Here is a 22,122-nt window from a genome sequence, read left to right as displayed (position 1 = left end):
ATATTTGAAGGGTTAGATTAACAATATAAACTAAGAAGGCGCATTTATGTGCCTTCTTTATTTTTGTATACATACCAGTTTTTAAAACTTTACACTATATTGTAACTTCTTATAAAAAGGTTATGATTAAAATGGATAGTTCTGTTAAAACTCTAAGCGATTTAAATACACCAAAAGGTAGTTTCTTATTAGGTAACTTAAAAGACTTCAAGAAAAAAAACAAACATCGTATTTTAGAACAATGGGCTAAAGAACATGGAGAATTCTTTACCATAAAATTAGGGCCTTTAAAAGCTTTAATATCTGCCAACTTAGAATTTAATAATACCGTTTTAAAACAAAGACCCGATAAATTTAGACGTTTGTCTAAAATTAATGAAGTCTTTATTGAAATGGGCTTTCATACCGTTTTTAATGCTGAAGGAGCACACTGGAAAAAACAACGTAAACCCGTTGCTGAAGCCTTAAGTGTAAAAAAAGTAAAAGGCTACTACCCTATTATTCACGATAAAACTAAACAGCTAGTTTCTAAGATAGAAACCTATGCTACAAAAAGTGATACTGTAGCTATTATTAACGACTTTATTGCCTTTACTATTGACGTTACTACCGAAATTGCTTTTGGATACAAATTAAATACTATACACAATAAAGAAGATAGTTTTCAAAATCATTTAGAACATATCTTTCCTATGATTAACGAGCGAATTACTGCTCCTATTCCAATGTGGCGTATTTTTCCATCAGCAAAAGATCGTTTGTTAAAAAAATCGTTGAAAGCTATTGAGGTTATTATTTATCAATTTATAAATGATGCTAAACTTAGACTTACTGAAAACCCTGAATTAAAAGAAACGCCTTCTAACTTTTTAGAAGCATTGCTTGTTGAAAGCGAAAAAGAAGATACTGTTTTTGATGAAAAAACATTGTATGGTAATGTTATAGCTATGTTATTGGCTGGTGAAGACACCACTTCTAATACCTTAGCATGGACACTGTATTATTTAGCGCAGCATCCAGAAATTGTACAGAAAATTAGAGAAGAAGCAAATAGTTATGAAGGCACTGTTCCTGAAAATTATGATTTGATTGTTGATTTAAAATATACCAATGCCGTTATACAAGAGGCTATTAGGTTAAAACCAACAACCCCTATGATGTTTTTTCAAGCGAATGAAGACATTACTACTAGTAATCTTTCCGTTCCAAAAGACACAAGTATAATTTTACTAAGCAGTTATGCAGCTATGCAGGATACTTATTTTTCTAATGCTGAAGAGTTTGACCCAAATCGTTGGATAAAATCGGAATGTCCATATCATCAAAATCATACGCCAAAAGCAATTAAAGCCTTTGGTGGTGGTTCTAGACTGTGTCCTGGGATGCATTTATCTATGATAGAAATGACCACTGCTATTGCTAGTATATGCAAACAATTTGATATTAACTTGGCAGTAAACCCTGAAGATGTTGAAGAAAATTTTGCTTTTACGGTGTATCCAGAAAACTTAAATGTTCAATTTAAAAAGGCTACTTTATAAATTCATATCTTTTTTTGCTTTTTCTAAGAGTCCTAAAGCTACAGAATCCATAGCGTTATTCTCTATTAATTTTGCCTTGTAAAAAGTTTCTTCAAACAATTGTTTTACCAATGGCATTTTACTAGTTCCTCCTGTTAGAATCAAGTAATTAATGGCGTTTTCATTTACTCCAGCTAGCTTGCAACAATCATTCGCTGTTTTAATAATTTTAGTTACAATAGTATGTATTGAATCTTCTAGTAATGATTTTGATATATCTAAACTTGCATTTGATATAAACTCGCTTTTAAAGTTCAATATATCCGTTTCTGATAGTTTAATCTTTGTTTGCTCTATCTGATTTAATAACGAATGTGCTTTTTTATTCTCTATTAAGCTTTTAAGCTGTATTACCTTCTCCTTGTGTTTCGCGTTATTAATCATTTTTCTTACCAAAAATTCTGTTTTTTTTGTATACAATGAAGTAGTTATCTTATTCCAATCGGATGCTAATCTATAAGGTAGTGCTGGTAAAGTTAGGCCTTTAAATTTATCAAGCGTTTTATATCCTAATTCAGGAAAAAAAACTTCTAAAGCAAAATTACTATCAATATCTGTTCCTCCTAAAGAAACTCCTGATGTTGCTAGAATATTTAAATCTTTTTTGTTTTCATTTATTTCTACTATGGTAAAATCGCAGGTTCCCCCTCCTAAATCGGCTACAATTGCTAAGGATTTATTTTCTATTCTGTCCTTATGATAATAGGCTGCTGCTATAGGTTCTTCTAAAAATGAATAGTTTTTATATCCTACATTTTTTAAAATAGATTCTAATTGTCCTATTCCTGAATTTTCTCCATTCTCTTTATCAGAAAGTCGTACAGGTTTACCTACAACTACATAATCTGTTTCTCCACCTAAAAATTCTTCTGTGGTATTTTTAACGTGCTTTAAATAGTTCACAATAATATCATGAAAATAGATATTTGTTCCTGGTTTTAAAGCAGTTCCTTGTTCAAAAAACTGAGTCCCTAAAATTCGCTTAAAACTTTTCATATACCTACCATAACCATTATTAACATAGGTATTAGTAGCTAAATCTCCATAGATAGGTTTGTCTATTTCTTCAAAAGGAAAAAACACACTGCTTGGCAGTGATTTACTATTACTTTCAAATGGAACCATTACTGTTTTCCCATCTTTATAAACAGTACTAATTGTATTTGAAGTCCCAAAATCTAATCCACAGATATTATGCATACAGTCAAAAATTGAAAAGCGTGCAATTTACAATTAATCTTTAGTTATCTAAACAATTAAATTACTCTTTTACAAACTAGTTATAAAAGTCATAACCCTCACACTACACAATCCCAAACACTTAATAATCAATTAAATAAAACAAAAATGTATTCAATAATAATTTAAGACATGTGACTTTTCTTTTTTTAGAGTGTCACAATTTACAAGAACACTAATTATTAATAAATAAAAAATATTCAATTATGAAAAAACTATTATTAGGGGTATTAGTAACTATGGGGATAAGTGTTTACTCACAAGATTTACCACAAAATCCTGAACCTGGAAAATGTTATGTACGTTGTAAAACTCCAGAAGTATGGAATAACGAAGATGTTACTATTGAAATAGCTCCTGCTTACAAAAGAATTGTAACACATCCTGCAGAATATAAAACAGTTACAGAAAGAGTTATAACTAAAGAAGCGGGTCAACGTTTAGAAATTGTACCTGCTGTATGGGAAAACAAAATGGTAACCTATACCGCAAAAGATGATGCGAATAGATTACGAATTGTTAAAGCAACTTTTAATCCTGATGAAAAAACAATTGAAACGAAGGCAGCTTCTGCTCGTTGGGAAATGAGTGAAAAAGCTCCTGATTGTGAATCTAGCGATCCGAATGATTGTAGATACTGGTGTTATAAACCAACGCCTGCTAAATTCAGAACAATTCCAATTACTAAATTAAACAGAGACGCAAGTACTGAAAAAATAGCGGTTTCTGGATTTGAAAAATCATATACTAAAAGAGTAATGGTAAAGCCACCTACTACTCGTAGTATAGAAATTCCTGCTATTTATAAAGAAATTAAAAAAACTGTATTGGTTAAAGATGCATGGCAAGAAGAAGTTACAATACCTGCTAAATATCAAAAAGTTACAAAAGAAGTTTTAATAAATAAAGGAGGATTAACTACTTGGAAAGAAGTTGAGTGTGAATTATTAACCTACAATCCATTACCTATTAATTGGAATTTAGGGAGTGCCACTTTAACTTCTGCTGCAAGAAGATTAATTGACAGTAGATTATTACCTGTATTAAAAGATGGTGTTCAAGTTGAATTAGCTTCTCATACTGATTCTAGAGGTTCTAAAGAATCTAATTTCGACTTGTCTGAAAGAAGAGCTCAATCTGTAGCTAATTACCTAATATACAAAGGTGTAAATGCTAGTCAATTAGTAGCTAAAGGTTACGGAGAATCTAGACTTAAAAATAGATGTTCTGATAGAGTTGCTTGTACTGAAGCTGAACACAGAGTAAATAGAAGAACTGAGTTTAGAGTTATTAATCAAAAATAACCCCTGAACTATCGCCCTTCAAAGCAAAAAACCGTTGGAATCCAACGGTTTTTATTTTTTTATAATAGTTTGAAAAAATGGATAATAATACTCGGTTAATATTAATCCCTTTTTATAGCCTAAAACTTTTTGTTTATAATTTATAAAGAGTAACGTTGGATACGAGGTAACTTTAAACTTTTTTACCAACTTTTTATTTACTTTCAGCTTTTCTTCACTAACCAAATCTTTGTTTAATGGTATGTCTGCTTCATATAAAATGAAATGCTTTTTTGATAAATCATTAAATTGTTGACTACTAAACAACTCTTTGTCTAATTTTTTACAAGGACCACACCAATCTGATCCTTTAAAGTAAACTAAAAGAGGCTTTTTTTCATTCTTTGCCTGTTTTAATGCTTCTTTGTACGTATTAGACCAATTTGTTTTCTCATTTACTTCTAAATGATTTTGTGAAAACAATACACTTTTAGTTACCAATAAAAACGCTATTAATACTACTTTTCTCATTTATGAAATATTATATGCCCTAAATGTAACAAAAATAATACCATTACTAATTTTAAAAAATTAATCTATTTTTCTAATTGTAGAACTACCTATAATTATTCCTTTTTTTAGTGTTGCCGCTCCTTTATATAAAACTTTGGTTTCTCCAAAAGCACTTACTCTAATTTTTTCTGAAGCATTGAACTTAAAAACTCCATCTCCGTACGAGGTTACTTTAACTTCTTTAGCCATAAGATCTGTAGCTAAAAACGTTGCTTCCCCATACGATGTTACTTTTAACTCTTTTACCTTTCCTTTGTTTATAGTTACTTTACTACTTCCATAAATAGAAAATCGTAATTTATTTGCTTTCACATTATTTATAACTGTTTTCGATTCTCCATATAAACGTATTTTACTTTCTGTTGCCAATTCTAAACTCTTAAATTCTATCTTCTCCTCTCCTCTTATAGAAAATATTTTTACTGGACTATGACGAACAATAATTTTAGCTTTGGTTCCTTTATAAATTGGTACTTTCCTTTTTGTATTATTATAAACTACCTTTTTATTTTTTGTTGTTGTTTTTGCTCCTTCTAAATAGATATGTAGTGTTTTATTTTTTAATTCATATAAAAATTTCTCTTCTGGTATTGCTATACTTTCTATTTCTATACTAGATTTATTCCCCTCTACAAATACGGTTTCTATATGTGGGCTAATAATTATTTTATTACACTCCCCTTGTAAATCAATTGTTTTATTTTGAGCTATTAAGGCAATATTCATTAATAATGTTAGCACTAAACATATGTATATTCTATTTTTCATAATTAACCTATTTTTATTCAAATTTTAAATATTTAATTAAATCTATTCTTGTTGCATTATAGGCTTTTAAACCTACAACAACTATTACCAATAATACTAATATTAAAGGTGTTATAATATATGGAAATATGGGCATTTCTATTCTATACACAAAATTATCTAACCAATTTTGCATTAAATAATAAGCTATTGGTACTAATATAATGGAAGCTATTAGCGTTATTCTTAAAAAGTTTTTTATCAACTGAAACATAATTTCTTTTACCGATGCTCCTAATGTTTTACGAATAGCTACTTCCTTTAAACGTTGTTGTATGGTTAGTGTTGCCAATGCAAACAACCCTAATAAAGCTATAATAACTACGATTACTGATAATATAAAAAACATACGCTGTTGTTTTTTATATTTATCATACGTTTTTGCAAACTTTTTATCTAAAAACTGATATGTAAATGGATATTTAGCATCTACATTTGATTTCCAGAAGCTTTCAATTTTAGCAATGGTATTGTCTATATCATCTGGCTTAATTTTAAACTGAACCGCTGGTAACCATTTTTTTGAAAAATCAAAGTTTTCCCATAGTGCAAAAAACATTGGAGCTATTTTTGTGTCAAATCCATCAAAATGATAATCTTTAACCATTCCAATCACTTCCATGGGAGCATCATTATCATCATCTAACCAACCTAAACCTAATTTCTCTCCAATAGGATTGTTATAAATTCCTAATTGTTTCGCTGCTGTTTCGTTTATTATAATTTTATTAATACTATCGGAAGCTATATTTTTTGAAAAACTCCTTCCTTTTATAACTTTTATGTTAGCAAAATCTATATAATTATAATCTACTAAGTTTGATGCGGAATTAAATCGTTTATCGTTTATTTTATGAATTAAAGATGTTCCATTTACAAAGCCCTCTCCTGGTACAAACATACTAGATGTGATATCTATAATATTTGGATGGTTTGCTAATACCTTTTTTGTTAATAGATATTTATCATAACTTTTCTCAATACTATATACATCTACAGATAAGATTTGTTCTTTATCAAACCCTAAATCTTTTTCAATCATATAATTAATTTGGCTACTAACTATTAACATACTAATAATAAAGAAACCTGAAATTAAAAATTGTAAGCCTAGCATAATGTTTCTAGCTAAATTCCCTTTTTTGCTTTTAGAAACACTTCCTTTTAATACTTCTATTGCTTTAAAATTAGATAAATACAATGCTGGAATACTTCCTATTGAAAATGATATTAAAATTACACTAACAAATAATATTCCTAAAGATTTAGTTTCAAAAATAGAAATTTCAACTTGAATAAATTCGTTAAAAAAAGGCAGCGCTAATTCTACAATTATTAATGCAAAAACAAACGATACTAAACCTTGAATTACAATTTCAAATACATATTGAAATAATAATTTTCTTTTAGATAAGCCAAGCGTTTTCTTTACCCCTACTTCTTTCGCTCTCTGACTTGCAGACGCTACTGATAAATTAATAAAATTAACACAGGAGATAATAATTAAGAGTATTGATAAACCTAGTAATACCATTAATAATTGATAATTACCTGTTCCACTAGGTCCTGCTCTTTTTGCTGTACTATGTAAATATATAGTACTTAACTTATCTAATAAAATACCTGGAGCATCAAACTTCTCATCAAACTCTTCTAATGTAACTCCTTCTTCTAGAGCAAATTTTTTATACACATTAACTAATATTCGAGTCATTTTTTCCTTAACCAACTCTATATCTGAACCTTTAGATACTCTACAAAATAATTCGTTATTATGATTCCCCCAATGAACCTCAAAAGGAGCTTCATATTGTAGCAATAAATCCGGCTCCTGATGTGCGTTTTCAGGAATTTTATAAACACAAGCTACAATATAATTTATTCCATTAATTTTTACAGTATTACCCACTGTTTTACTTCCTTTAAATATACGTTCTGCATATTCTACTGAGAGAGCTATATGCTTTCTTGTCTCAGCAAATTTTTGAACTGAACCTTTAACTATTTCAAAAGGGAAAAAATCAAAAAAATGAGGTTCAGTCAAAATTGTTTTATCTGTAAACTCATTTACATCTTTGTACTGTATTACTCTACTTCTATAAAAAGGATTTACCATTAAAGCTTCGGTAACTTCTGGTATTTCTTTTGGATATGTAAGATACATACCTGGATTTACCGTATACCAAACTTCACCAGATTTTGGTCGTTTTAAGTTTACTCTATAAACATCTTCTTTATTTGGATTCCACTGATTATAACTTTCTTCTTCGTTTAAATATAATAAAACGATTAATAAACCTGCTAAACCTAATGTTAATCCACTAATATTTATAAATGTATTTAGCCAATTTTTCTTGCTATTCCTATAAAATATCTTAAACCATAACTGTAACATACTATTCAAATTTTAGATATTTAATTAAATCTACTTTAGTTGCATTAAAAGCTTTTAAGCCTACAACCAAAAACACTAATAGTATTAATATTAAAGGTGTTATAAAGTATGGTAATAAAGGCATATCAATACGGAAAATAAAATTATCTAACCAACTTTGCATAAAATAATAAGCAATTGGAATTAATATTACTGATGCGACCAATGCTATTCTAATAAATTTTTTAATTAACTGAAACATAATATTTTGCACACTAGCACCTAAAGCTTTACGTATAGCTACTTCTTTTAACCGTTGTTGAATAGTTAATGTTGCTAGAGCAAATAAACCTAGAAGTGATACTAGTATTACTATAACTGTTAATGTAGTAAAAATGACTTTTTGCTTTTGATACTTTCGATATGTACGTGCAAATCGTTTATTTAAAAACTGGTAGCTAAATGGATACCCTTGCTCTACATTCTGCTTCCAATAATCTTCAATATCTGCGATGGTTTCTTCTATATTAGCTGGTTTAATTTTAAATTGCACAAACCTAAAATTTCGCTTCATCCAGTCAAAAGAATTCCAATGCATCATTATAATTGGAGGTATTTTAGTATCCATACCATATACATGGTAATCTTTAACCACACCTATTACATTTAAATTTTCTCCATTATTATCTTCTGACCTAAATCCTGTTTTAATTTTCTTTCCTATTGGATCGTTATAAATTCCAAATGACTTAGCCAATGTTTCATTAATTAATACATTTTTAATGGTATCTGATGCTAAATCTGTTTGTAAACTTCTACCCATTATAACTTTCAATTCAACCATATCCATGTACTCAAAATCCATTGCATTACTATTGGTTTGAACTGATATATCTTTATAACTTACATTGGTTGAGTTTGAATTCCCTCCTCCTGGAAGAAAATAATTACTTGTAACAATATCTATATTTGGATGTTTTATTAATTCTTTTTTAGCTAATAAATATTTTTTATACCTATCATTTGGATCGTTTATAGCGACTGTTATTACTTGGTCTCCATTAAACCCTAAGTCTTTATTCATTATATAGTTTACCTGCTTGTAAATAATTAATGAACCTATTAGAAAAAAACCAGATATTAAAAATTGAAATCCTAGCATAATATTTCTCGCGAATATTCCTTTTTTACTTCGAGAAACATTACCCTTTAATACTTCTACCGATTTAAAATTAGCTAAATAAATTGCTGGTATATTTCCTATTATAAACGATATGATTACAGCAATTAAGCCTACTTGATATATAGTATTACCTTCTAAAATTGAGATTTCCTTTCGCATGAAATCATTAAAATATGGCAGTAATAATTCTACAAAAATTACTGCAAATACATAAGCTATAATTCCCTGTAAAACTACTTCCAAAACAAATTGACGAGCTAAGGTTAATTTAGATAATCCTAATGTCTTTTTAACTCCTACCTCTTTTGCTCTCTGTGTTGCTGAAGCTGTAGATAAATTAATAAAGTTAACACATGAAATAATAATTAATAATATTGATAAACTTAACATTATAAGTATTAGTTCATAATTTCCTTTTCCTTCAGGCCCTGCATCGCCTGTTAAAGCTTTTAAACGGACATCTGTTAAAGGCTCTAATAATGTTTTAGTACCGTATTTCTCTTCCCATTCTTGAGTAGAAATCCCTTCCCTTTTCGCTTCTGGTTCTGTTTGATTTTTAAACCAAATTTCATCCATTTTTTGTATCAGGTTACCAGTTTCTGCTCCTTCATTAGTTTTTATAAATAATCCATAAGAGAAACTACCCCAATTTCCTTCTGGGTCTTTTTCATACTGGGTTACTATTTGAGGCATAAAATAATGCTTCCCTGTTATTTTATAAACTAAAACTACAGTAAATACTCTTTTGTTTATTTCTACTGTTTCCCCTATTGCTAAAGATACTTTTCCAAAAAGAAGTTTTGCTTTTTCTTCAGAAATAGCCATATGATTTCTTACTTTTTCAAATTCTTTTACGCTTCCTTTAATAACTTCAAATGGAAAGAATTCAAAAAAATTAGGTTGTCCAAGAAGAATATCTCTTGAATATACTTTTTTTCCTGCTGCTAATAATACACTATCATCATACCAATTACTTGACATATATACTGAAGATATTTCTGGAATATCTTCTTTATACTTAGCACCTTCCTTAGCTGTGTTACTAGCCCATATATCTCCATCAGACATTTCATGTACCACTCTATAAATTGAAGCCTTATTTTGGTTAGTACTATTATAACTTTCCTCGTCTTGTAAGTATAATAGTACAATAAGTAATCCGGCTAAACCTAAGGTTAGTCCCATAACATTAATTAAAATGTTTAACCAGTTTTTCTTACTGTTTCTATAAAATATTTTAAACCACGTTTGTATCATATCCTTTTTATTGAACTAAAATATCTACTTTGTGTTCGTTTTTCTTTTCCGAAACAATTTCTCCATCTTTTAATGTAACTACTCTTGATGAAAATTGTGCATCATATGAAGAGTGTGTTACCATTATAATAGTAGCTCCAGTAGCATGTAATTCTGTTAATAATTCCATTACTTCATTACCATTTTTACTATCCAAGTTTCCAGTAGGCTCATCTGCAAGAATTAATTTTGGTTTGGTTACTAAAGCTCTAGCTACCGCTACTCTTTGCTGCTGCCCTCCAGATAATTGTAATGGGTAATGCTTTGCTCTATGCGCAATTCCAATACGCTCTAATATTTCATTAACTCGTTTTTTACGCTCTGAAGATTTTACATTATTATAAATTAATGGTAATTCTACATTTTCATAAACTGTTAGCTCGTCTATTAAATTAAAGTTTTGAAATACAAAACCAATATTCGCTTTTCGTAAACTAGCTCTTTGCTTTTCTGTATAATTTGCTACTTCAGTTTCATCAAACAAATAGCTTCCTTCATTTGGTGCATCTAATAATCCTATTATATTTAATAAAGTAGATTTTCCACATCCAGATGCTCCCATAATCGAAACAAATTCTCCTTCTTTTACTTCTAAATTTAATGCGTTTAATGCTGTAGTTTCAACATCTTCAGTTCTATATACTTTGGTTAATTCTTTTATTACTATCATGTTTTTATTTTTTATTTCCATTTTAATTTAAATCTATCAGTAGTCTTATAATCTCTAATTCCTATTTTATAAAGACTATACTTTTAATGGACAAGAATTTGCTAATAACAATATTAAAAATATACTTATTCTTACCATCACTTTATTATTATTGAATATTTATTTCTTCTACGTTTTTAAAATCATCATAGTTAGATGTAATTACCTTATCTCCTTCTTTTAAACCATCTAAAACTTCATAATAAAAAGGATTTTCCCTACCTATTTTTATAGTTCGTTTCACTGCTTTATTTTCAGAATTTAAAACAAAAACCCATTTTCCATTTGTTGAATGATAAAATTGACCTTTGGATATTAATAATGCTTTGCTGTTATTTGATAAAAAGACTTTACTTTTTAAAGACATTCCTCTTTTAATGTCTTTAGGTAATGAATCCTTTTTAAATTGTAGCTCTATTTGAAATTGTCCATTAATAACTTCAGGGTGTATTTTAGAAAGTTCAATTTCATAGGTTTTAGTATTTATAGCTACATTACCTTGAATCCCTTCGTTTAGTTTTGCTATGTAATACTCATCTACCTTAGCCATTAATTTATAACCATTTAACACATCTATCTTACCAATTGGTTGCCCTTGATTATAGCTTTCACCCAAAATAGGATTAAAAGAAGATAACAATCCATTAACAGGTGCCTTAACAATAAAATTTTCTTTATTTTTTCTAAGTAACTCTAAGCTCTTTTGCATATTTGTTATTGAAGTATTTATTCTAAATAACTGAGTATCTCTACTCTTTTTTTCTTCTTTAACACTTAGCTTTATAACATTATTTCTTTCTTTTTGAAATTGAAATTGTTGTGCTGTTTTCTGATAATCATTCTTAGCAACCACTCCTTTATCAAAAAGCTTTTTATCTAAATCATACTGACGTTTTGCATTTTTAAAATCATTATCAATACTTAATAACTGTTGGTCTAATGTTAGTTGTTGATTTTTAATATTAACCCTAATATTTCTTAAATTATTAATTTGCTCTACAATTGCTGTCTCTTGTGTTAAATAATTTAACTCGGCATTCGGGTTATACACTTTAAGTAAAGGTGTACCTTTTTTTATCGTTTGCCCACTTTCAACAAAAATTTCGGCTACAGATCCTCCTTGAATTACATTTACTAATACCGATGTTTTTGGCTCTACAGTACTATTAAACAATACAACATCTTCAAAATCACCACTCGATACTTTACGTATACTTATATCTGTACGTTTTAAATTTACTTGGCTTTTACGAGTAACATTCATTAAGATAATTGCTACTAATAGTGCTATTGGAACTCCCCATAATATCATCTTTTTTGTTTTTTTGTTTTTTGGCTTTATTTTCTTATCCATTACTTTTATTGCTTTGTTTGATCTTACTAAAACGATAAATGTGCCACCAAAAAACACTTTACTAAACACCTGTAGATTAACAAGTTAATATTTTTATTAAAAATTTAAGTGTTCAAAATCGAACATTTATTTGTTCAAATTCAAACAACTATGTAACTATGTACTATTATGAGAAAAAAAGATGCAACCATATTAATTGTAGATGACGATGATGATATTTTATTTTCTGCTAGAATAAGCTTAAAAAAATATTTTTCAGAAATTATCACTACTAATAATCCTAAAAAAATTAGTAATCTTCTTACCAATAATATCATAGATGTTGTATTACTTGATATGAATTATCGTATTGGTTTTGAAGATGGTAAAGAAGGACTTTATTGGTTAAAACAAATAAAAGAAATTAGTCCAGAAACAACAGTAATATTAATGACAGCTTTTGGTTCTGTTAATTTAGCTGTTGATGCTATAAAACAAGGTGCTACAGATTTTATTTTAAAACCTTGGAAAACAGAAAAGTTATATGCAGTTGTTAATGCTGGTGTTGAATTGGCTAGATCGCTAAGAAAGACTTCTCAACTGTCAATTGTTCAAAAACAGCAGGATAAAGATTTTCTTCAACAAACCGAGCATATTATTGGTAATTCTTCAGCAATGAAATCTGCCATGAAATTAATGCAAAAAGTTGCTCCAACTGACGCTAATATTTTAATCTTAGGTGAAAATGGTACTGGTAAATATGTATTTGCAAAAGAAATCCATTTATTATCAGAAAGAAAAAATCACCCATTTATTCATGTCGATTTAGGTTCTTTAAATGAAAATTTATTTGAAAGTGAGTTATTTGGTTATACTAAAGGTGCTTTTACTGGGGCACAAAAAGATACTTTAGGTCGTTTTGAATTAGCCAAAGGGGGAACTATTTTTTTAGATGAAATTGGTAACCTTCCACTCCACTTACAAGCTAAATTACTAACTGTAATACAGAACAGAAAAGTAACTCGTCTAGGAGAAGGAACTCCCCGTGATATAGATGCTCGTATAATTTGTGCTACCAATGCGCCTATTCATGAAATGATTGAAAAACAAACTTTTAGGCAAGATTTACTCTTTAGAATTAATACCATAGAGTTAAATTTACCTTCTTTAAGAGAAAGAAAAGAAGACATCCTTTTATTAGCAAATCATTTTTTAAAAAAACTATCAAAAAAATATAGAAAAAGTATTATTGAGTTTTCTAAAGAAGCTACAAATGCAATGAAAAACTATCAGTGGCCTGGTAATATTAGAGAAATAGAACATATAATAGAGCGTGCAGTTATTATTACAGATTCAAATAATATTCAATTAGAGGATTTACATTTTTCTACAAAAAAATTGAATGTATCTTTAAGCGACAATCTTAATTTAGAAGAAACAGAAAAAATGCTAATTCAACAAGCAATGAATAAACATCAAGGTAATATATCTAAAGCTTCTAAAGATTTAGGGCTAACTCGAGCTGCTTTATACAGGCGTTTAGAAAAATTTGGACTTTAATATTTTGGGGAAATTACAAATTACACAGATTATACTACGTATTCTATTACTTATTATTAATGGAATCATTATTTTTTACACATACAACAAAGAGTTTATAGCAAATACTATAGGTTTTTCTTTTATTCTGAGTTTTCAAATATTCTTATTTATTGATTATTTAAAAAAACTATTTTCTGATATAGAGAAATCTATTGATTGTTTATTATACAATGATTATTCAAATACTATTTCAAAAGAAAAAAGAAAAAACTCATTACATAATAAAACTGCTCTACTACTAGAAAAGCATCGAAAATTAAGTTTACAGGCTTCTTCTGAAACTTTAATATTCAATAATATTATTGAAAGTTTAACTATTGGGGTTCTTATTTTAAGAAAAGATGCTAAAGATAATATTCAAGTATTTCAGATAAATAAAGCTTTTACTGATTTTTTAAAGATTCCTAGATTTTATAATTGGCAACTATTAAAAGAAAGAGTAGGAAACTTATCTCAATTTATTTCTGAATGGAAACATTTAAAACATACCATTACTTTAAAAATTAATAATAAAGAAGAAAATTTCTTTTTAAAAAGTTCTGCTACTAAAACTAACGAGTATCAATATTTAATTATTACGTTAGAAACTATTCAACAATTAATAAATAAAAAAGAAAAAGAAGCTTGGTATAAATTAATGAATGTTATGTCTCATGAAATTATAAATACCATAACGCCAATAAGTAGTTTAGCTGAAAATTTAGAAGGCTTAATTCAAGATGAAGCAGATGATGAAACTTTAGAAGAACTTTCAACAGGGTTAAAAATTATTAAAAAAAGATCAAAACATTTAACTTCTTTTGTAGATACCTATAGAAAATTAGCTGAGTTGCCTTTACCGAATAAAGAAAAATTAAATTTAGTTCCTCTCGTAGAGAATACAATAAGCTTATTTGACAAAGAGTTCAAACAAAATAAAATTCAAATCGAACTATTTACAATTGTAAACAATGAGGTTTTAGCTGATAAAGAGCAAATTGAACAAGTAATTATTAACTTATTATCCAATTGCATTTATGCTTTAAAAGGTATTTTAAAACCAAAAATAACTATTACAATAGAAACTACTAAGGAGAATCGTACTCACTTAAAAATAAACGATAATGGGGTTGGTATTTCTAATGAGATTAAAGATAATATATTTGTACCCTATTTTACTACCCGAAAAGATGGGTCTGGTATAGGCTTAACCTTAAGTAAGAGTATAATTGAAGCACATAATGGTATTATACAGTTTAAATCGTCTCTTAATTCTACAACTTTTACGCTAACATTCATTAACTAAGCACTAATTTACTTTTGTAAACATCAACTTATTCAATTATTAGCTTATTAATTGTATCCATATTACTTTCTTTTTTATAATTCTCAGCTTAAATACTAGTATATTATCAATTGAGTTACTTAGTTAAAGTATTTTAAGGCATTAGTACACAGATTATTCTATTTTTTACATATGTATACTCTATTATTAGGCCATTTTTAAGGGAATAGCACTGTATTACATATGTAACTCAACAAATGTCATTGATTATTCATGAATTGCACCTCTAAATAGATTTTTCTTATAAAAAACACTTAACTAACTTATTTAGAGCTGATTGAATACGATTACATAGAGTGTTTGTTTACTTATATATCAATTAAATTAAAAATAAATGCAAATTTATTTGGTTACAAAGGTAAATACATGTATATTTACAATCGTAAACAATAAATATATGTTTACAATTGTTAAATGATAGAGAGGCTAAAAAATATTTTAGATTATTACAATTTATCAGCCTCTAATTTTGCTGATAGAATTGATGTACCAAGATCGAGTATCTCACACCTGCTCTCTGGAAGAAATAAACCGAGCTTGGATTTTATTATAAAAGTTGAAAAGGCTTTTGAAGAAGTAGAATTGGATTGGTTAGTATATGGTAAAGGTAATTTTCCAAATACATTAAAAGAAGATTTTACAAATATTGAAGAGACTAACACTCCTCCATCATTATTTTCAAAACCTTCTCCTGACGATATTTCAAAAAAAAATAAAGAAATTTCGCTACAAGAGCAACAGGTAATAATAGATAAAAAGATAAAAAATATAGTTGTCCTATATGATGACGGTACTTTTGATGATTATAAAAAAAAATAGCATACAAATATTTTCCCTACCCCTTGAATATTAATCACCCCGCTAAGAGAACCCCTCTTTTCTTAGCCCCCACTAAGAAAATATTTGATTTCTTGATTCCCTCAAGAACCCCTTAACATCTTGGTCCCCTCCAAGATACCCTTAAGTTAAAAAGTCTGTATCAAATAAATGATACAGACTTTTTTTTATTTATAAAATATTGTTTACTTCTAAGTCAACATTCCTCCATCAACAGATAAAGTTTGCCCAGTAACATAAGCACTCATATCAGAAGCTAAAAATACACAAGCATTAGCAATATCTTTTGGAGTACCTCCTCTTTTTAAAGGAATTTCATTTCTCCAACCTTCTACAACTTTCTCATCTAATTTTGCTGTCATTTCAGTTTCAATAAATCCTGGAGCAACTACGTTACTTCTAATATTACGAGATCCTAATTCTAAAGCTACAGATTTTGAAAATCCTAAAATACCTGCTTTTGAAGCTGCATAATTTGCTTGACCAGCATTTCCTTTTAACCCAACAACTGAACTCATATTTATAATAGATCCAGCTCGTTGCTTCATCATCGGACGAATAACCGCTTTTGTTAAATTAAATACAGATTTTAAATTTACTTCAATTACTTTATCAAAGTCATCTTCAGAAATACGCATTAATAAATTATCCTTTGTAATACCTGCATTATTTACTAATACATCGATAGTTCCAAATTCTTCTAAAACATTTTTTGCTAACTCTTGAGCTGCATCAAATTCTGCTGCATTTGATTGATACCCTTTTGATTTTACTCCTAATTTTGCCAATTCTTTTTCTAACGCAACTGCTGCATCAACAGATGAACTATAAGTAAATGCAATATTACATCCTTGATTTGCAAACTCTAAGGCAATTCCTCTACCAATTCCTCTAGTAGCTCCTGTAATAATTGCTGTTTTATTTTCTAAAAGTTTCATTTATTAGTTGTTTTTATAGGTCAAATATAAAAATAAAATCCTGCTAAAAAATAAACTTTAGCAGGATTTAAATAGATAAATATTAATTTTATTAAGATTTTATCTTTTTCTCGTTAACATAATTAAATAAATAATCAACTTCTAACTCTTTGATTTTACCTAATTTTTGTAATGACTTAACATCTAAGTCTTTTTTATTTCCAATTACCATTACATTATACGACTCTCCTTTCACATTTTTATCAAAAAATGCTTTTAAATCTTCGATTGTCATATTCTTAATAGTATTGTACATTGCCTCTCTATTGTCATTATCAATTCCTAACTTTTTCAATCTTTCATAAGACCAAAAAATGTTAGATTTTGTAATTCTTTGTGCAGCTAATTTCTTTAATGTTGCATTTTTCGCAGCGTTAAATTGTTTTTCAGCTTCTGGCATGTTATTCATTAAATCCATCATTGCATCTACTGCTTGTGATAATTTATTTGCTTGAGTTCCAACATATGCCAATACATAATTAGGATCATCTTTCTTTCTTGCATTACTATAAGATGCAAATGCAGAATACGCTAAAGATTTACTTTCTCTAATTTCTTGAAATACAATTGATGATAATCCGCTACCAAAATATGTATTGAATAAAGTTGACGCAGCCATATTTTCAGCTTTAAAAGGCTCTCCTTTTGCTAAGAAAATAAGTTCTGTTTGCACCATATCATAATTAGTAAAGAATACATTGTCTCCTGTTGCAGTTTCTGTATACTTTTGTGCTTCTGGATATTCTTTTAATTCTCCATATATTTTATGATAATCATTTAAAGCAGTTACAGCAGCATTTACATCTTTACCATAGTAAAAAATACGTTGCTTGTAATTTTTCATTCCTTTAACAATATTTACTAAATCTTCTGGTTTAATAGCTTTTAACTCATCAATTTGCATAATATTTCTTAAACGAGAATTTTCACCATATTTTCCGTAGCTATATAATCCATTCCAAAGAATATTTCCTTTTTGTGTCTTACCATCTTGACGTCCTTTAAATATTTTTTCTACATATTTATTATACGCTTCTTGGTCTGCTTTCGCATTATCCCATAAATGCTCTAATAATTCTAAACCTTTTGGTAAATTTTCTTTTAATCCTCTTAAACCAACATAAGTTTTATCATCTTGAGCGCTTACATAATAATCTACTCCTAATTTATAAAACTCTTTTTTTATTTCTTCTGCAGAATATTTATCTGTTCCTATATATTCTAAGTAACCAGCAGCAAGACTTAATTTTTTGTCATTATCTTTCCCCATATCAAAAATGATATTTAAGTCAAATAAATCATTGTTCTCATTTAAAACATATGATACTTTAATATCATTAGCCATTTTTGTTTCTTTAATAGCTGTTTTATAATCAACAAATTTTGGTTGTAATGAAGCTGATTTTACTTTATTAAATTCTTTTAAGAATTCTGAACTTTTATCTCTATTTAATTTTACTGGAGTAATTCCAGGATTTTGAACCTTTACAATATTCTTATCTTCTCCTTTACGCTTATATGTTACAACGTAATTATTTTGATAAAATTTATTAGCAAAATCTACTAACTCTTGTTTAGATACTTTCTTTAAATCTTCTAAAAACTGTACCTTATCTGCCCAATTTTCATGATGGATAAAAGCATTAAAATAAGCACTTGCTAAAGCAGTATTGTTTTCATACTGACGTGTTTGACTTAATTTTAAGTCATTAACTACAGCTTCAATCATCCACTCGTCAAATTCGCCTTTCTTTAATTTTTCGATTTGACCTAATAATAAATCCTTTACTTCATCTAAAGTTTGACCAGATTTAGGTGAACCTGTAAATGAATGGTATCCATAATCATTTAAAAATGTTGGAGAACATCCTGCTCTTTGCACAACTTGTTTTTGATTTAAGTTTAAATCTATTAAACCTGCATTACCATTTGCCATAATCATATCGCAAAGCGTAACCATTTTTTCTTCTTCCGTATTAACTCCTCCAGATCTAAAAGCTATAGAAATTGATTCAGATGTTGGTCCAAATACTTCTTTTATAATTGGTTGTGCAATTGGATCTTCTTTTGGTAAAACTGGATGCTCTAATTCTTTCTTCTCAAACTTTCCAAAAGTTTCATTTACTTTTTTAATAGTAGCATCAAAATCTAAATCTCCAACTAAAACAACTGCCATGTTATTAGGCACATAGTATTTATCAAAATAATTATAAATATCTATCATTGAAGGGTTCTTTAAATGCTCTCCTGTACCAATAGTAGTTTGTTGTCCGTATGGGTGCTTTGGAAATAATCCATCTAACATTGCTGCATAACGTTTTCTAAAATCGTTATCCTGTCCTCTATTAAATTCTTCAAAAACAGCTTCTAATTCTGTATGGAATAAACGTAATACTAATGTACTAAAACGTTCAGCCTCTAAGTTTAACCACTTATCTAATTCATTAGCAGGTATTTTATTCTTATACACTGTTTCTTCAAACCAAGTATGTGCATTAGTACCTGTTGCTCCTAAAGATGCAGTCATCTTATCGTACTCATTTGCTACTGAATAATTAGATGCTTCTAAAGAAACTTTATCAATCTCTTTATACAACGCTAATTTCTTTTCAGCATCTTCTTCTGTTCTATGTTGCTCGTATAAATCAGAAATTTTCTTTAAATATTCTTTTTCTTTTTCCCAATCAGCAGTACCAATTTTATGAGTTCCTTTGAAAACCATGTGCTCTAAATAGTGAGCCAAACCGGTTGAGTTTTTTGGGTCGTAATTAGAACCTGCTCTTACTGCTATATACGTTTGGATTTTTGGCTCATCAGTATTTTTACTTAAATATACTTTTAATCCATTATCTAAAGTATACAAACGTAACCCTGTTGGATCGTTTGTTACGGTTTCATATTTAAAACCATTCGTACTTGTGTGTTGTTCTGTTTTTACTTCGCTTGCTGAAGTTGTGGTTTTTTTACAACTTACTACAGAAACAAGTAACATGCTAAATAATAGCAATTTAATTCTTTTCATTTTTATTGGTGTTTGATTAAATTAAAAAATCCGTTGAATTTACTAATTCAACGGATCTTAGAGAAATATATTTTATTTTTTTAACAGTTTTTTACAAAAACTATGCTAAAACTTTTGCTACCATTTCACCAATTTTAGCTGGAGAATTTACAACATGTACTCCATTTTCTGCTAAAATTTTCATTTTTGCTTGTGCAGTATCATCAGCTCCACCTACAATTGCTCCGGCATGTCCCATTGTTCTTCCTGCTGGTGCAGTTTGACCTGCAATAAAACCAACTACTGGTTTACGGTTTCCATCAGCTTTAATCCATTTAGCAGCTTCCGCTTCTAAATTACCTCCGATTTCACCAATCATAACGATTGCTTCAGTTTCATCATCATTCATTAATAATTCAACAGCTTCTTTAGTAGTTGTTCCAATAATTGGATCTCCACCAATACCAATTGCTGTAGTAATTCCGAATCCTTGTTTTACAACCTGATCAGCAGCTTCATAAGTTAAAGTACCAGATTTAGATACAATACCTACTTTACCTTTTTTGAAAATAAATCCTGGCATAATACCAACCTTAGCTTCATCTGGAGTAATAACTCCTGGACAGTTAGGTCCTACTAAAGTACAATCTAATTGATCGATGTATGCTTTAACTTTTACCATATCAGCAGTAGGTATACCTTCAGTAATACAAATAATTACTTTGATTCCTGCTTCTGCAGATTCCATAATAGCATCAGCAGCAAAAGCTGGTGGTACAAAAATAATAGAAGTATCAGCTCCTACTTTTTGCACAGCTTCATCAACTGTATTAAAAACTGGTTTACCTAAGTGCTCTTGACCTCCTTTACCTGGAGTAACACCACCAACTACGTTTGTTCCGTAATCAATCATTTGACCAGCGTGGAAAGTTCCTTCGCTACCAGTAAAACCTTGTACAATAATTTTTGAATCTTTATTTACTAAAACACTCATGGGTTTTTATTTTAATTTTGCTTCACAAAAGTAATCGTTTGATATTGATTTGTGAAAATTTTTATTTGTTTTTTTGCTCTTTTAAAAATCGCTTGATTCCTGCTATTTCTTTTAGCTTTTCTCTTGATTCTGAAATAGGTGTTCCAAAGTAAGTTTTTCCTCCTTCAATAGATTTTGTAACCCCTGTTTGACCTAATATTATAGCTCCTTTTCCTATTGTAATTCCGCTATTGGTTCCTACTTGCCCCCAAATAGTTACTTCATCTTCTATAATAACACAACCAGCAATTCCTGTTTGTGATGCTATTAAACATTTCTTTCCTATCATAGTATCATGACCTATATGTACTTGATTATCTATCTTTGTTCCTTTGCCAATTGTCGTATTTCCTGTTACTCCTTTATCTATTGTACAAGAAGCTCCTAGATCTACATTATCTTCTATAACAACCTTTCCTCCTGATATTAATTTATCAAAACCTTCAGGTCTATTTTTATAATAAAAAGCATCTGCACCTAAAACTGTATTTGCATGAATTGTAACATTGTTTCCTATTATAGAATTACTATATATTGTAACATTTGGGTGAATAATACAACCTTTACCTATAACAACATTATCACCAATAAATACATTTGGTTGAATTACTGTACCCTCTCCTATTATTGCTGACTCTGAAATACTCTTCTGAGATGCTATAAATGGATTAAAATGTTTTGTTATTTTATTAAAATCACGAAAAGGATCCTCTGAAATTAATAAAGCTTTTCCTTTTGGGCACTCTACTCTTTTATTAATTAAAACGATAGTTGCCGCTGATTTTAATGCTTTATTATAGTACTTAGGATGATCTACAAAAACAATGTCTCCTTCTTCTACTACATGAATTTCATTAATTCCCTTTACAGGAAAATCTTTATCACCAACAAACTCTACATTTAATAGTGTAGCGATTTGTTCTAAAGTTTGTATTTGTTTAAATTTCATTTAAAAGAAATTCCCGCTAGCG

The 22,122-nt window shown here is 28.7% G+C and carries 16 protein-coding genes; 5 read left to right on the top strand and 11 right to left on the bottom strand.

Translation table 11 applies throughout. The features are described 5' to 3' along the window. The first annotated feature begins 131 nt into the window (after positions 1-131). Complete coding sequence (locus tag Q0881_RS05925; protein ID WP_299157706.1) at positions 132-1,541, top strand: cytochrome P450; 1,410 nt, start codon at positions 132-134, stop codon at positions 1,539-1,541. Here the strand turns inward: Q0881_RS05925 and Q0881_RS05920 are convergent. After that, entirely contained in the window at positions 1,536-2,780 is a 1,245-nt protein-coding gene (locus tag Q0881_RS05920; RefSeq protein ID WP_299157704.1) for an Hsp70 family protein, read from the bottom strand. The two genes, Q0881_RS05925 and Q0881_RS05920, sit on opposite strands and share 6 nt — an antisense overlap. 245 nt (positions 2,781-3,025) lie before the next feature. Here Q0881_RS05920 and Q0881_RS05915 point away from each other — a divergent pair, with 245 nt between their 5' ends. Then, positions 3,026-4,123: an OmpA family protein gene (locus Q0881_RS05915; protein WP_299157702.1), complete on the top strand. Its 1,098-nt coding sequence runs from the start codon at positions 3,026-3,028 to the stop codon at positions 4,121-4,123. A gap of 51 nt (positions 4,124-4,174) precedes the next feature. Here the strand turns inward: Q0881_RS05915 and Q0881_RS05910 are convergent, their stop codons facing one another. The 6 genes from Q0881_RS05910 to Q0881_RS05885 all read right to left on the bottom strand — a co-directional run bounded on the left by Q0881_RS05910 (position 4,175) and on the right by Q0881_RS05885 (position 12,398). After that, positions 4,175-4,633 (bottom strand): thioredoxin fold domain-containing protein, encoded by a 459-nt coding sequence (locus Q0881_RS05910; protein ID WP_299157700.1) that lies wholly within the window; start codon positions 4,631-4,633, stop codon positions 4,175-4,177. A 60-nt stretch (positions 4,634-4,693) separates the two neighbouring features. Then, complete coding sequence (locus tag Q0881_RS05905; protein WP_299157698.1) at positions 4,694-5,443, bottom strand: DUF2807 domain-containing protein; 750 nt, start codon at positions 5,441-5,443, stop codon at positions 4,694-4,696. A 13-nt stretch (positions 5,444-5,456) separates the two neighbouring features. Beyond that, positions 5,457-7,877 (bottom strand): ABC transporter permease, encoded by a 2,421-nt coding sequence (locus tag Q0881_RS05900; RefSeq protein ID WP_299157696.1) that lies wholly within the window; start codon positions 7,875-7,877, stop codon positions 5,457-5,459. Position 7,878: 1 nt separating this feature from the next. After that, on the bottom strand, positions 7,879-10,296 hold the full coding sequence (locus Q0881_RS05895) for an ABC transporter permease (RefSeq protein ID WP_299157694.1): 2,418 nt from the start codon (positions 10,294-10,296) through the stop codon (positions 7,879-7,881). Between the two features lie 7 nt (positions 10,297-10,303). Continuing rightward, positions 10,304-11,005 carry an ABC transporter ATP-binding protein gene (locus tag Q0881_RS05890; RefSeq protein WP_299157692.1) on the bottom strand — a complete coding sequence of 234 codons (702 nt, stop codon included), beginning with the start codon at positions 11,003-11,005 and terminating at the stop codon, positions 10,304-10,306. A gap of 148 nt (positions 11,006-11,153) precedes the next feature. After that, a complete protein-coding gene (locus Q0881_RS05885) occupies positions 11,154-12,398 on the bottom strand; it encodes an HlyD family efflux transporter periplasmic adaptor subunit (RefSeq protein WP_299157690.1) in 1,245 nt (414 codons plus the stop codon). 168 nt (positions 12,399-12,566) lie between these two features. On the opposite strand from Q0881_RS05885, the gene Q0881_RS05880 reads away from it, so the two are divergent. From Q0881_RS05880 to Q0881_RS05870, 3 genes are all read left to right on the top strand, one after another. Beyond that, positions 12,567-13,937, top strand: coding sequence for a sigma-54 dependent transcriptional regulator (locus Q0881_RS05880; RefSeq protein WP_299157688.1), 1,371 nt, complete (start codon positions 12,567-12,569; stop codon positions 13,935-13,937). Between the two features lie 4 nt (positions 13,938-13,941). Continuing rightward, positions 13,942-15,264: a HAMP domain-containing sensor histidine kinase gene (locus Q0881_RS05875; protein ID WP_299157687.1), complete on the top strand. Its 1,323-nt coding sequence runs from the start codon at positions 13,942-13,944 to the stop codon at positions 15,262-15,264. A gap of 453 nt (positions 15,265-15,717) precedes the next feature. Next, on the top strand, positions 15,718-16,122 hold the full coding sequence (locus tag Q0881_RS05870) for a helix-turn-helix transcriptional regulator (RefSeq protein WP_299157685.1): 405 nt from the start codon (positions 15,718-15,720) through the stop codon (positions 16,120-16,122). A gap of 209 nt (positions 16,123-16,331) precedes the next feature. On the opposite strand, the gene fabG is transcribed toward Q0881_RS05870, so the two are convergent. From fabG to Q0881_RS05850, 4 genes are all read right to left on the bottom strand, one after another. Then, complete coding sequence (gene fabG, locus Q0881_RS05865; RefSeq protein WP_299157683.1) at positions 16,332-17,078, bottom strand: 3-oxoacyl-[acyl-carrier-protein] reductase; 747 nt, start codon at positions 17,076-17,078, stop codon at positions 16,332-16,334. A gap of 91 nt (positions 17,079-17,169) precedes the next feature. Continuing rightward, positions 17,170-20,139, bottom strand: a complete 2,970-nt coding sequence (locus tag Q0881_RS05860; protein ID WP_299157681.1) for a M16 family metallopeptidase — start codon at positions 20,137-20,139, stop codon at positions 17,170-17,172. Positions 20,140-20,239: 100 nt separating this feature from the next. Beyond that, the gene (gene sucD / locus Q0881_RS05855) at positions 20,240-21,112 is read right to left on the bottom strand and encodes a succinate--CoA ligase subunit alpha (RefSeq protein ID WP_299157679.1); all 873 of its coding nucleotides are present in this window, start codon (positions 21,110-21,112) and stop codon (positions 20,240-20,242) included. Between the two features lie 61 nt (positions 21,113-21,173). Continuing rightward, entirely contained in the window at positions 21,174-22,100 is a 927-nt protein-coding gene (locus Q0881_RS05850) for a UDP-3-O-(3-hydroxymyristoyl)glucosamine N-acyltransferase (protein WP_299157677.1), read from the bottom strand. Between the last annotated feature and the right edge of the window lie 22 nt (positions 22,101-22,122).

It is taken from the genome of uncultured Tenacibaculum sp. (assembly GCF_947494125.1).
GTDB lineage: Bacteria > Bacteroidota > Bacteroidia > Flavobacteriales > Flavobacteriaceae > Polaribacter.
The sequence above is the reverse complement of the archived record's forward strand: the minus strand, read 5'-3'. Positions and strand labels throughout refer to the sequence as shown.